Consider the following 13,385-nt stretch of genomic DNA (forward strand, 5'->3'; position numbering starts at 1 on the left):
GCTCCCCTAGGTCGCGTTGCGCGGATTGAGAATGTCGCGCAAATGATCGCCAACCAGATTGATCGCCACGACCACCAGCGCCAGGGCGATTCCCGGAAAGAATGAAATCCAGTAGTTTCCGGACATCAGGAATTCGAAACCATTGGCAATCAGCATGCCCAGCGACGGCTCGGTGACCGGCACGCCCACCCCCAGGAACGACAAGGTGGCTTCCAGCGCAATGGCATGGGCCAGATCGATGGTGGCAATGACCATGAGCGGAGGAATGCAATTGGGAAACAGGTGGCGCCACAAAATGCGCCGCCATGATAAAGACAGACAGCGTGCGGCCTCGACGTACTCTTTGTTGCGCTCGACGATGGCGGCCCCCCGGGCGGCCCGGGCGAAATACGCCCATTGCACAGCCACCAGGGCATAAATGACCTTGTCCACCCCTTTGCCCAGGACGGCCAGCAGGATCAAGGCCACCAGGATAGACGGAAACGACAGCTGGATATCGACGATGCGCATCAGCAGCGCATCGATACGGCCGCCGAAATACGCCGAGATCAAGCCCACCGCGGACCCGATTGCAAAAGCCACCGAGACCGATACAAAGCCTACGATAAGGCTGGTGCGCATGCCGTACAGAATGGCGGAGAACACATCGCGCGATTGGCCGTCGGTGCCCAGCCAGTAGGTCATGGCGCCGCTGCCGCTGACGGACCCCGGCGGCAGCTTTGAATCCATGATGTCCAGGCTACCGATGTCGAACGGATTCTGGGGTGCGATCCACGGGGCAAAAATGGCCAGACACAGGAACAGGACCAGCAGGATCAAGCCCACCACCGCCAGCTTGCTGGCAAAGAACTGCTCGAGGAAAACCCGCAGCATGCTGTCGCGGGGAGCGACAACATCGGGGGCTTCGACCGCCGAATTCGCAATGCTCATGAGCCTCCTCCCAGACGTACGCGCGGATCCAGTATGGTGTAGGCGATGTCGACGGCCAGATTCAGCAGCGCCAGGAATACGACCGTGAGCATCAGGTACGCCACCACCACCGGCCGATCAAGCGTGATGATGGAATCGATCAGCAGCTTGCCCATGCCCGGCCAGGAAAAAACCGTTTCGGTCACCACCGCAAACGCGAACACCTGGCCATATTCCAGCCCCCCTATCGTGATGATGGGAATAAGGATATTCTTGAGCAAATGCAAGCCCAGCACGCGCCTTTCGGTCAGGCCCTTGGCGCGCGCGAACTTGATGTAATCGAGCGGCAGGCACTCGCGGGTTGCTGCCCGCGTAACGCGGATAATCAGCGCGCATTTGGCCGTGGCTATCGTGGCGGCCGGCAAAATAAGGTTGCGCCAGCCTTCCAGGCTAAAGACACTGAGCTGTATCGGCCCGAACGATTCGACCGGCCCGCGCCCGCCCGCCGGCAGCCAACCGAGCATTACGGCAAACACCATGATCAGCATCAGGCCGACCCAGAAATTGGGCAGCGAAAAGCCCAACACCGAGCCGGTCATGATGGAACGGGCGCTGACGCTTTCGGGCTTCAGGCCCGCATAAATACCCAGCGGCACGCCGATGAGCAATGACAGCAGCATGGCCACCGTGGCCAGTTCCAGGGTTGCCGGCATGCGATCGAGAATCAGGCGCATGGCCGGCTCGCCGGTTAGAAAGCTGTTGCCGAAATCGAGGTGCGCCGCTTTGCTGAGGAAAATGAAATACTGGTGCCACAGGGGCAGGTTCAGGCCCAGCGACTGACGTATGAGCTCGCGCTCGGCGTCAGTCGCTTCGGGGCTGGCCAGCATGGACACCGGATCGCCCACCAGATACAGCCCGGCAAACACCAGCGCCGACATGACCAGGACTACGACAACAGTCTGGAGCAGGCGGCGAATGATAGTCGACAACACCCCGGCAGCCTTCCTTCTACTTGGCCAGGGTCATGTCTTGAGCCAGGGTCATTTGGTCGGCACGCCCGCCATAACGGATGTCTTTCTTCATGGCCCAGACCGACAGCTCGAACTGCAGCGGCAAAATGGCGTAGTCATCCATGGCCATGTTTCCGGCCTGCTGCAGCATTTCGGAACGCTTGTTGTCGTCCAGCGTTTTGGAGGCATCAAGCACCAGTTTGTCGAGTGCCGGGTTGGAGTAATGGCTCCAGTTGGTGGTGCCCAAACCCAGCTTGGGATCTTTGGTAACGACCAGGGCCGTTAGCGGATTGAGCATTTCGCCCGAACTGGCGGCCCAGCCTGCCAGATAGGTACTGAACGAATAGCTGTCGCGCTTCTTGAAGAACACGGGCGGCGCCATGGTTTCGACATTGGCCTTGACACCTATGCGCGCCCACAAAGAGGCCACGGTCTGGGCGATGCGCTGATCGTTGGTGTAGCGTCCGGCGGGCGACCCCAGGGATATGGTGAAACCCTTGGCATAGCCGGCGGCGGCCAGCAGCTCTTTGGCTTTGGCCACGTTGACGGCGGGCACGGTGGAGTATTTTTTCGATGCGCCAAAAGCGGGATAAGCCAGCAGATTGGCCGCCGGCTGGGCCACGCCGCCCATGATGCGCGCCACAATGGCCTTGCGGTCGATAGCCAGCGACAAGGCTTCGCGCACCCGCTTGTCGGCAAGCGGGTTCTTGCCATCGGTGCCCGACATGCCCGGCGGCACTTCCTTGGACTGGTTCAGGGCCACATAGATAACCCGCACCGAAGGTGTTTCCTGGATGTACAGCTTCTTGTCTTTCTGCAGCCTGGGCAAATCGTCGGTCGGGGGATCTTCGATCACATCGACGTCACCCGCAAGCAGGGCAGCCACCCGTGCGGCCGAATTCGTGATTGGACGGTAAACCACCTTGTCCCAGGCGGGCTTCTTGCCCCAATAGTACGGGTTGCGTTCGAGCACTATTTCAGCGCCGCGCTTCCAGGAAACGAATTTGTAGGGACCGGTGCCCACCAGGCCATCGCCGCGATTCAGCTCGACCGTAGTCTTGCCTTCGGGCGCCGGCCCGGAAGCGGCCTTCTTGGACATGATGGGAACCATGGACAAATTGGCCAGCAGCACAGGCGACGGACCCTTGGTGGTAATTTTGACCGTGAGCGGATCGACCTTCTCGACCTTGGCCACCGAGCTCAGGTACAAGGTGTAGGACGAAGGGCTATTGGGAACGAGCGGGACGCGCGCATAGGTAAACAGTACATCGTCGGCCGTAAACGGCGAGCCGTCGGAAAACTTGACATTGGGGCGCAACTTGAACAGCCATACATTGCCGTCGACCTTCCAGGATTCGGCCAGGGACGGAACCGGCTTGGCATTGCCATCGGTACGCACCAGAGGATCGAACATTGTTTCAGACAGCTGAGTATTGGGAGTCAGCGAATGGAACTGTGGATCCATGGAACTGGGTTCGGAACGCAGCGCGATCGTCAGATCGCGCGCCTGCGCCACACCGCCCGCGCAAAGGAAACTGACGGCCATCGCTGACAGCAGGACTGTTTTACGAATTAACTTCATGGTTATGCTGCCCTTTATAAAAAGTAACGGGGTAAGCCAAAACACGATCAAACGGAAAAAACAAATCGAGGTACCGCAAGGCGCCAGCGGCAATCCGCTGCTCCGTATGGGGAACATACTACACCCGCTTATTATGCAAAAAAATAATATGCATTTAATTACCCGGCGACGGGTCCCGATAGCTGGCGACACGCCGTCACCGTGCACAAAACGGATAGGTATTGGCCCCCAATGCAATCCGGCTTGATTTGATTGGAAAAATATAAGGCCCCCGCAGACCCGTCAAGCCAAACCTCGCCAATAGAAGGGAGTGTAGCGACCGAATGCCAATTAAAAGATCAGTGTTTTCCCGAGGCGGGCCCGATAACGGTACAACTTTGGACAGATGATCTGGCTACCGCGCCTGAAAATGCGCCACAAGAGCCCCGACCATGCTGTCTCCCATCAATTCCCGGGTCTCCCGGGAACCGCTACCCATGTGCGGCGACAACACGACCCGATCGCTATTGCGCAATTCGGTGGGTACATCAGGCTCGTTCTCGAATACATCCAGCCCAGCTCCCGCCAGAGCACGATTTTCGAGTGCCTCGATCAATGCCCGCTCGTCAACGACCGAGCCACGGGAAATATTCACCAGGAAGCCATTGGGGCCGAGCTGCCCGATGACCGCCCGGTCGACCAGATGCCTCGTCGCCGCGCCGCCGGGACAGGTTACGACCAGCATATCCGCCCAATGCGCCATTTGGAGAAGGTCCGGGAAATACAGATACGGCACAGGCTTGGGCCGTGGACCGAAGTAGGCGATCTCGGCCTTCATGCTGTCAAGGCGGCGAGCCAGCGCAGACCCTATGTGGCCCAGGCCGATGATTCCGGTCTTCAAGGACCGAACCGATCTTCCAAGGGGAAATGCCTCGGAAGGCCATCGGCCATCGCGCACGAAGCCATGCCCCTTATGCACGCCCCGCGCTATCGAAATAATCAGGCACAGACCCAAATCGGCAACATCTTCAGCCAGGGCTTCGGAAGTGTTGTGCACGGCTATACCCCTGGCCTGGGCCGCCGCGACATCCACGCCCTCCAGGCCCGCGCTATAGCTGGATATGACTTCCAGGGCCGGCAGCCGCTGGATCATGGCCGCATCGATTTTCCGCTTTCGTACCGCAATGCCCCGTATTTCAGCGCCATGCTCCAACAGAAGCGCGTCGATGTCGCCGGCCTCTTTGGGCAAGGCCAGTACTGTGAATTGCTCACGCAATGCCTGCTCCGCCTTGCCGGGAAGTTCGGCGGCCTGAAGTATCTTGATTTTCTTGTTCATGGCTAAATCCTGCTTGAAATTTCAGACGGCACTATAGAGCACAATCACGTTAAATAGTAAACGCTAAAGCTCGTACGCCCGGACGAGAAACCCGCAAGAGGGCCGGCCTTAGAAGCCGTACAGCTCGGCCGGATTATCCACCCATATTTTCCGGCAAACCGACTCGTCATCGACCAGCGACCTTAGCCACTCGAGCAATTGAGCATCGTCGGGGGCCGTCGCCGCACCGGGGTGTGGCCAATTGCTTCCCCACAGGCAGCGTTCCGGATAGCGCCGGGCCAGGACACTTGCCAGGCAGGCGATGTCATCGTAATGCGGCGGCCCGGCCCGCGATGTCTCATAAGGAGCGGAAAGCTTGATCCAGCAGCGTCCGCCATCGAGCAGCCGGCAAAGCGCGGCAAACGGTTCGCTGTCGGGCGCCACGGGTTCAAGGAACTTGCCCGTATGATCGATCACGAGACGGCCCGGCAGGCCGCGCAACATGGATTCGCGCTCAGGAAATTCCCGCCCGTCGAACTGCAAATTGATGTTCCAGCCCAGCGCGGCGCACTGCGCCGCCGACTCGGGCAGGCCGTCCCAGGGCAGGATGCCGCCAGCCAGCATGATGTAGCGTACGCCGCGTATCCCTTTGCGATGAAAGCGTTCCAGCTCGGCCTCATCCGCTCCCGCCGGCACGACGGCAATACCCCGTGCGCCGGCACCCAGTTGCTCCAGCGCCGCCAATAGGCAGCGATTGTCGGCGCCATAGGCCGTTGGCTGTACCAGTATGGCGCGTGACAATCCAAGCAATGGCTGCATTGCCCGATAAGCGGACAAAGGCGCGTTCGGTGGCCGAGACACCGCGCTCGCCGCAAGCGGATAAGCCTCTTCGTAGATATGGATATGGCAGTCGCAAGCCCCCGGATACCCCGGCGCGGCATCGACAGGGCTCAGCATGCGGCGCCAGGTGCGCCGGCGAGCGAATCGCAACGCCACTTGCCAAGCCGGCGGGCATGCCCGGCATTCACCGCCCCCACCGGTATTTCTCCCTGAAAGAGCGTCTTGACCTGGCTGACCGTTTCCAGGGCCTGGTGCTCTATCGCCCCCGGTGTAAGGCCGCCCACATGAGGCGTGGCAATCACACGCGGATGGGATGCCAGCGATAGCGAAGGCATCTGGTCGCGCGCACGCCCGACATCCAGCGCACAGCCCGCCAGATGTCCGGACTCCAGCGCCGCGAGCAGTGCCGCCTCGTCGACCAGTTCGCCACGTGCGGTGTTGATGAAACACGCGCCCGGCTTCATGGCGGCAAACGCTTTCGCGTCCATCATGTTTGCTGTTTCGGCATTCGAAATCGCCAGGCAAACGACAAAATCGGACTCATGCAGCAAGGCCGGCAATTCCACCTGGCGCACGGCGCCCGGTTCAATGGCGACATACGGATCCGACACCAGCACGCGCATGCCAAAGGCCTGCGCGAGCTGGCACAGGTAGCGGGAAATACGGCCATAGCCGATAATGCCCAGGACAGCGCCGCGCAATTCACGCCCCATCGCCGGGATGGGCGCCACGCCGCGATGATAAGAAGCCGCATAGGAACTGGTTGCGCGGGCAAGGTCGAGCATCGCCCCTATCACCCACTCCGACACAGCCGGCACAAAACCGGCGCTTGCCTGCGTCACAAGAATGCCCTGCTCGCTGGCCGCCGCCACATCGATGGTGCTGATATCCACCGCACACCGCACAAACGCCGCCAGATTCGGCAAGGCGCTGAACAAGGCGCGCGGCGCCGAAGTCTGCCGGTAGGCGATGATGGCGTCGCTGTGCATGGCCGCGTCGATCAGCTCGCTGATCGAGAGTTCACGCCGCTCCGGATTGAATTGCACGGTGGCGATCGCCTTGAGTGCGTCGATGGCCTTGGCGCCAAAGTAATGCTCCAGCAAATTCTGCGGGTGACTGACAAATACGGAATTCATGTTCTGCTTTTGGAAGGTTCTGTTCAAGCAGTGCGCGTTGAACGGGAGGATGGCGCCGCGACGGACTCGCGCTCGACAAGTTTTATATCGGTGAAAATGGTTTCGCTCGATTCAGCGCGCGAGGCGTCGCCGCGGCCGATCACGCGCTCGACCATGGCCGCGGCCATGGTCGAAACGGGGAACTGCACCGTGGTGAGCGTTGGGTTCGACATTGCCGACAGGAACAAGCCGTCCATGCCGACCACCGAGACGTCCCTGGGCACATGCAGGCCGGCTTCGCGCAGGCCCGCCATCAGGCCCAGTGCCATCAGATCGTTCACGGCCACAATACCCGTGGGCGGTTGCGGATCACCGGCCAACTGGCGCGCCAGCGCGGTACTGGCTTCGCCAATGATCGAATCGCCGTATTCGTGCAGCGGCCCGGCGTCGAACACCCGGCTGCTGGCGCGCAGTCCGGCCTCGTCGACGGCGGACCAGAACCCCTCGATCTTGTCCTTGCGGCTCATGGTCATTCCGGACATCGTGACAAAAGCCAGGCGCTTGTGGCCATGCGCAATAAGATGGCGCGTGGCCATGCGCGCCGCCGCAACGCTATCGATGGTGATGTGGTCCACGCCCGGCCGGTCGCCAGGCACGGCCCGGCGGTCATAGCTTACGACCGTCATGCCGCGCTCGGCGGCGAGTTCGAGGTGGCGCTCGTCGGCCAGCGACGAAATCACGATTACACGCCGCACCCCATGTGCAAGCAGGTCTTCGAAGAACGAGGTTTCTTTTTCCTTGTCGCGATACGCGTTGCAGATCAACACCCGATAGCCGTGCCGCTCTTGGGCGATTTGCTCGATTTCCCGCGCAATGTAGCCGTACATGGGATTGGCGATCGATGGCACGAGCAAGCCGATGAATGTGGAATGGCCGGTCTTTAACTGGCGCGCCACCGTACTCGGCCCGTATTGAAGTTCCGCAATCGCGGCCCGCACCCGCTCCAGGGTTTCCTGGCGCATCTGGCCGGTGCGCCCGTTGAGCACATTGGACACGGTGCTGGCCGAAACGGCAGCATGTTTGGCAACGTCATGTATCGTGGACATAGTGGATTTTTGCTTACAAGCCGAACCGGCTGGGCAGCCACTCGGAAAAGGATGGAACCAGTATTAATAACACAAGCGTCATGGCGAGCACTATCAGGTATTTCAGCATCGGCCGCGCAACGTTCTTGACCTCTGTGCCGGTAATTGCGCACGTGGCAAAAAGGCCGATTCCGACCGGTGGCGCAAACAGGCCCAGGCCCATGGCTACCACGATCACCGTGCCGAAGTGCAGTGGATTGATGCCCAATTGTATGGCGAGTGGGGTCAGCAAGGGCCCGAAAATAATAAGCGCGGGCGCGCCTTCCAGCACCGAACCGAACACAACCATGATCAGCGCGGACAGCAGCAGAAACATTGTGGCGCCGTAATGATGGGCGAACTCCAGGAGGAATCCGGAGATCAGTACGGGAATCTGCTGGATGGTCAAGGCAAACGACAGGCTCGATGCCGCGGCCACGATAAACAGAATGCCGCCCGCCATCGCCGCGCCGCGCACGAACAATTGCACCACCGAGCGCAGGGTCAATTCCCTGAAGGCAAGCCAGCCCACCACCAGCGCATAAACGACGGCGAAAGACGATACTTCGGTCGAGGTTGCGATGCCGGAGGTAACGCCCTTGCCTATCATGGTGATCATGACAAGCGCCACGAAAGCGCCGCCCAGCAGCGGCAGGAGCGCCCGGCGCGTCCCCAGGGAGCTGAGATCGATCTTGCGGCCAAACAGTATGGCCATCACCGCCAGCGACAACGCCAGCACCGCGGCAGGTACCACACCGGCCAGAAACAGGCCGGCAATGGAAATATTCGCCACGAAACCCATGATGATCATATTGACGCATGGCGGAATGGTTTCGGCCATGACCGCGCTGCACGCCAACAAAGCGGCGGCCTCGTTCGGATCCTGGCGGCTTTGCCGTACTGCGGGCATCACCACCCCGCCTACGGCGGCGACATCGGCCAATTTCGAGCCCGATACGCCCGAGAAGAAGGCCGTGGCGAAGATGATGATCAGTCCAAAGCCGCCCCGCACGCGGCCGAATAGGCGCAACAGCAGTTCGATCAGCCGTGAAGACATGCCGTTGGACTCCATGAGCAGGCCCGCCAGCACGAAGAAAGGAATCGCCAGCAACACGAAGTTGTTCGCACCGGCCATGACCTGCTGCGAGTACACCAGAATAGGCAGCGATGGATCGGCAAGGAAGAACAGCAGCGATGAAAAGGCCAGTACAAAGCCAATGGGAACGCCCAGGGCCAGGCTGCCCACAAAGCCCACGGCCAGGAGGACACCGGGCGAAAGGGCATAAGCCGGCACGGCCAGGTTCCAGGCCACCACGCCCGCCGCAACCCCTATACACGCGGCCAGGGTGCCCAGCACTATCCGCGGCGCGCCATTGAGGGCATTGCCCAGCGCGAAAATCGTCATGAACGCGCTACCGATCAGCACCGGATAGGTGTTGATCCATCCCGGCAGGCCGCTGGGCGTCATCTGCTCGTACGAATCCAGCAACAGCAGGTACGACGATGCGCACAGGCTGACCGAGGCTCCCGCGATGATCCAGTGGCTTACGTGAATCAGCGCCGGCTGCCAGCGCGCCGGCAGCATCCCCCGAAACAGATCGATGCCCACATGCTGGCTGCGCCCGAGCACCGAAGCGGCACCGAAAAACACCAGCACGATCATCAGCGCTTCCGCGACCTCTTCGGCCCAATCGACCGGATCATGCAAAAAATAACGATAGATGACCGACACGAAAACCACGCCCACATCGGCCGCCAGCACGGCGGCGGACAGGTGCTCCACCACGCACATCAGCATCTTCAACGCACGGTCGATCGACATACGCCGAGCCGCCGCGGATGGCGGGCCGGCCTTCACACCCGGGTAGGGCGTGGCCAGGAAGGCAGTCATGAGTTATCCCTTGGCGGACGCAACAGCGGCAAAGAGCGGCGCCGTGACGGGATACTTCTTGGCAAAGCTGGTGTATGCCGTGTCCTGCAATTTGCGGTGCACCGCGTCATGTTCGGCCTGCACCATAGGGAAGAACGTCATGCCCTGCTGCTTGAGCTGCTGGTTTGCCTGCTCGGACTTCTGCGCAGCGATCGGACGCTGCTGCTCTGTGGCATCGTGCACGGCTTTCATGAAAGCCGGCCGCAGGGCTTCGGGAATCTTGGCAAGCGACCGCTTGCCCATCACCGCAACCAGCGGACTGAACACATGCTGCGTCTGCCAGCACGATTTCACGACCTCATTCAGCTTGCTGGTGATCACGGTGGCCGCATCGTGCTCCATGCCGTCGACAACGCCGGTCTGCACGGCCATGTACATTTCGCCGAACGGAAGCGGTGTCGGCACAGCCCCCATTGCCTTGAAGGTCTCGATGAACGCGGGCGTGGGCAGCACCCGCAGCTTGACACCCTTTATTTCAGCCAGCGACCGCACCGGATGCTTGGTAAAGACATTGCGGCTGCCAAACTGCGGCGCCCAGGCCAGGATCGTGCAGCCCGAACGCCGCTGCAGAACCTCGCTCAGCTTTGCCCCGACCTGGCCATTCAATACTTCGTGGACATGGTCGAAACTGTTGAAAAGATAGCCCAGGTCCAGCATGCCCAGCTCGGGCGCCACCGTGGCCCAGATCGAAGCACCGGACACCATCATGTCGGTGGAGCCGATCTTGACTTGCTGCACCACATCGCTTTCCTTGCCGAGCTGGTTATTGGGAAAGTAGTCGAGCTTGATGCCCTCACCCACCCCCGCCTTCAGATTGTCCGCCAGGTGCTGATACCACACATGAAGCGACGCATTCTGATCCGCCGGCATCGATGAAGAAACGCGCAGCCTGACCGGCGCCTGCGCACGCGCCAAAGAGGGAATGCCTATGGTCGCAGCCAATGAAGCGGCCGAAGCCGTTTGAAGAAAACGTCGACGGGAAATGGTAGTCATGTGTGTCTCCTGGTTTTTTTTAAGCACGGAAAAGCCGCTTTCTAAAATCACTGTATCGATATACTAAATCGATACAGTTATCTCAAAAATTGGGGTTTTCCCGGAAGCCGTCCACACGGCTCGCCGGATTTTTCTTTTTGAGAGGGCAGGAATTATGGAAGCCGCAGGATCAATGAAAATAAGGCGCCCAATTAGAGGCGCCTTATTTCAACGTTCAGATTTACTTCGAACAGGGCGACAGCCTAGTGTGCTGTTTGCTTAGCCAAACAGCACACTAAACGCCCACGCCCGCGGCATGGGCCTGCTCGTCGGCATGATACGAAGAACGCACCATGGCGCCCACGGCCGCATGGCTGAAGCCCATGGCATAGGCTTCGCGTTCGAACATGGCGAAGGTGTCGGGATGCACGTAGCGCAACACCGGCAGGTGATGTTCGGAAGGCTGCAAATACTGGCCTATGGTCAGCATGTCGACATTATGCTCGCGCAAATCGCGCATGACCTGCAGGATTTCCTCATCGGTTTCGCCCAGCCCCAGCATCAGGCCCGACTTGGTGGGCACATCGGCATGAAGCTTCTTGAAGTCGGACAGCAGCTTCAGGGAATGATGGTAGTCGGAGCCTGGGCGCGCCTGCTTGTACAGGCGCGGCACGGTTTCCAGGTTGTGATTCATCACATCGGGCGGGCCGGCGTTCAGGATCTCGAGCGCGCGGTCGAGGCGGCCACGAAAATCGGGCACCAGGACTTCTATGCGGGTATTGGGCGAAAGCTCGCGCACTTTGCGTATGCATTCGACAAAATGACCGGCACCGCCATCGCGCAAATCGTCGCGATCGACCGAGGTAATCACCACATACGAAAGCTTGAGCGCGGCAATGGTGCGTGCCAGGTTTTCGGGTTCGTTGACATCGAGCGGATCGGGGCGGCCGTGGCCGACATCACAGAACGGACAGCGGCGGGTGCATTTATCGCCCATGATCATGAAGGTAGCCGTACCCTTGCCGAAACATTCGCCAATATTGGGGCACGAGGCCTCTTCGCACACGGTATGCAGATTGTGCTCGCGCAAAATGCGCTTGATATCGTAGAAACGCGAGCCCGGAGCAGCCGCCTTGACACGTATCCACTCGGGTTTTTTCAGACGCTCGGCCGGCACAATCTTGATGGGAATGCGCGACGTTTTAGCCTGAGACTTCTGCTTTTGCGTGGGATCGTAGGCCGCCGGACTGGCAACGGCTTCACGGGCGGGGGACTGATCGACGGGTGTAGTCATGCGAATTCCTGTGGCAAAACACAGGCTTGGCGTTTAAAGAGGGCCCATTTTAACGCGCCCGCCCCACTCCACCTAATCGTTGACCAGGGGCGGCTGTGCCGCTGCGCCCAATCGTTGTCCTGGAAATCAAGGAACGGCATCAAGAGGCGAGCCTGGCGCCCGCCGGCAATACCTATACAGCAAGCACGGAACCTACAAGGGGCCCCCTACAACAGAGTTCAACACCCTTTCCACACGGGCGGCCGCTTCTGCATGAAGGCATCGATACCTTCGCCGGCATCATCGGCCATCATATTCTGCGCCATGATCTTGCCGGCATATTCGTAGGCATCCCCCAGGCTCATGCCATGCTGCCGGCGGTACATGGCTTTGCCGGTGCGCACCGCCACCGGACTTTTCGAACAAATGGTCTGCACCAGCGCGGCCACGGTCACATCAAGCTGTTCGGGCGCCACCGCCTTGTTGATCAGGCCATTGTCAACGGCTTCGGAACTGCTTATGAAACGGCCCGTCACCAGCATTTCGAAGGCCTTCTTGATAGGCACATTGCGCGACAAAGCCACCGCCGGCGTCGAACAAAACAGCCCGACATTAATACCCGACACAGCAAACTTGGCCGTATCGGCCGCCACCGCCAGATCGCAACTGGCGACCAACTGACAACCCGCCGCGGTAGCCGTGCCCTGCACCTTGGCGATAACCGGCACCGGCAGCGCCACCAGGCTTTGCATCACACGCCCGCAGCGCGCAAACAACTCCTCGTAATACGCCTGATCGGGCCGGGAGCGCATCTGCTTCAAATCATGGCCGGCGCAAAACGCCCTGCCCGCCGCCGCCAGGACCACACAGCGCAGCTCATCGTCGTCCGCGATCGCATCCAGATTGCGCTGCAATTCACCCAACAGCTCTTCGGACAAAGCGTTATATTGATCCGGCCGATTCAGCGTCAGCGTCACCACCCCATCGACCCGATCGGCCAGCAATAAAGATTGTCCTGATATCGACATATCGGTCTCCCGGCAGAAAATAATATTTGCCCGCTGGCCCATGAAGCATAGCCCGACCTCGCGCCTTCACGCAAAATATCCACACCGCCATCACGAGAAACCGCCCAGATCCACATCGGCACAACATATATAGAGCGCCCCCGACATCAAGGAACCACAGCATGCAAAGCCTCCGCACGATCCCCCATAGTCGCACCGGCCCACAAACATGCAAAAGCCCCCTGCAATCGCCCAAAAACCCTCAACGCAAGCGGGGGTGGCGGCCCAGGCGGGGTGGGCGAGCTTGAGTCCGCCGCGGCCGCAGCCTG

General features: G+C 60.3%; 12 protein-coding genes. All 12 read right to left on the reverse strand.

Annotated elements, in window-relative coordinates:
* Positions 1-6: 6 nt before the first annotated feature.
* Positions 7-930 carry an ABC transporter permease gene (locus ACYVIS_RS11025; protein ID WP_232741541.1) on the reverse strand — a complete coding sequence of 308 codons (924 nt, stop codon included), beginning with the start codon at positions 928-930 and terminating at the stop codon, positions 7-9.
* Positions 927-1,901: an ABC transporter permease gene (locus ACYVIS_RS11030; RefSeq protein WP_232741542.1), complete on the reverse strand. Its 975-nt coding sequence runs from the start codon at positions 1,899-1,901 to the stop codon at positions 927-929. The genes ACYVIS_RS11025 and ACYVIS_RS11030 overlap by 4 nt, the downstream gene beginning before the upstream one ends.
* A 16-nt stretch (positions 1,902-1,917) precedes the next feature.
* Positions 1,918-3,465, reverse strand: coding sequence for an ABC transporter substrate-binding protein (locus ACYVIS_RS11035; protein WP_460873982.1), 1,548 nt, complete (start codon positions 3,463-3,465; stop codon positions 1,918-1,920).
* Between the two features lie 430 nt (positions 3,466-3,895).
* Entirely contained in the window at positions 3,896-4,816 is a 921-nt protein-coding gene (locus ACYVIS_RS11040) for a 2-hydroxyacid dehydrogenase (RefSeq protein WP_460873974.1), read from the reverse strand.
* Between the two features lie 108 nt (positions 4,817-4,924).
* Positions 4,925-5,752, reverse strand: coding sequence for an amidohydrolase family protein (locus tag ACYVIS_RS11045; RefSeq protein ID WP_232741544.1), 828 nt, complete (start codon positions 5,750-5,752; stop codon positions 4,925-4,927).
* Positions 5,746-6,771, reverse strand: coding sequence for a hydroxyacid dehydrogenase (locus ACYVIS_RS11050; protein WP_232741545.1), 1,026 nt, complete (start codon positions 6,769-6,771; stop codon positions 5,746-5,748). Before ACYVIS_RS11050 ends, ACYVIS_RS11045 begins: the two co-directional genes overlap by 7 nt.
* A gap of 23 nt (positions 6,772-6,794) precedes the next feature.
* On the reverse strand, positions 6,795-7,856 hold the full coding sequence (locus ACYVIS_RS11055) for a LacI family DNA-binding transcriptional regulator (RefSeq protein ID WP_232741546.1): 1,062 nt from the start codon (positions 7,854-7,856) through the stop codon (positions 6,795-6,797).
* 13 nt (positions 7,857-7,869) lie between these two features.
* Positions 7,870-9,696, reverse strand: a complete 1,827-nt coding sequence (locus ACYVIS_RS11060) for a TRAP transporter large permease (RefSeq protein WP_232744702.1) — start codon at positions 9,694-9,696, stop codon at positions 7,870-7,872.
* Between the two features lie 72 nt (positions 9,697-9,768).
* Entirely contained in the window at positions 9,769-10,797 is a 1,029-nt protein-coding gene (locus ACYVIS_RS11065; protein WP_232741547.1) for a TRAP transporter substrate-binding protein, read from the reverse strand.
* 274 nt (positions 10,798-11,071) lie between these two features.
* Positions 11,072-12,070, reverse strand: a complete 999-nt coding sequence (gene lipA, locus ACYVIS_RS11070; RefSeq protein ID WP_232741548.1) for a lipoyl synthase — start codon at positions 12,068-12,070, stop codon at positions 11,072-11,074.
* A 218-nt stretch (positions 12,071-12,288) separates the two neighbouring features.
* Positions 12,289-13,077: an enoyl-CoA hydratase gene (locus ACYVIS_RS11075; protein ID WP_460873975.1), complete on the reverse strand. Its 789-nt coding sequence runs from the start codon at positions 13,075-13,077 to the stop codon at positions 12,289-12,291.
* A gap of 90 nt (positions 13,078-13,167) precedes the next feature.
* Positions 13,168-13,385, reverse strand: a 218-nt coding sequence (locus ACYVIS_RS11080) for a hypothetical protein (protein WP_460873976.1), incomplete at its 5' end; no start/stop codon positions are given.

It is taken from the genome of Paralcaligenes ginsengisoli (assembly GCF_054781135.1).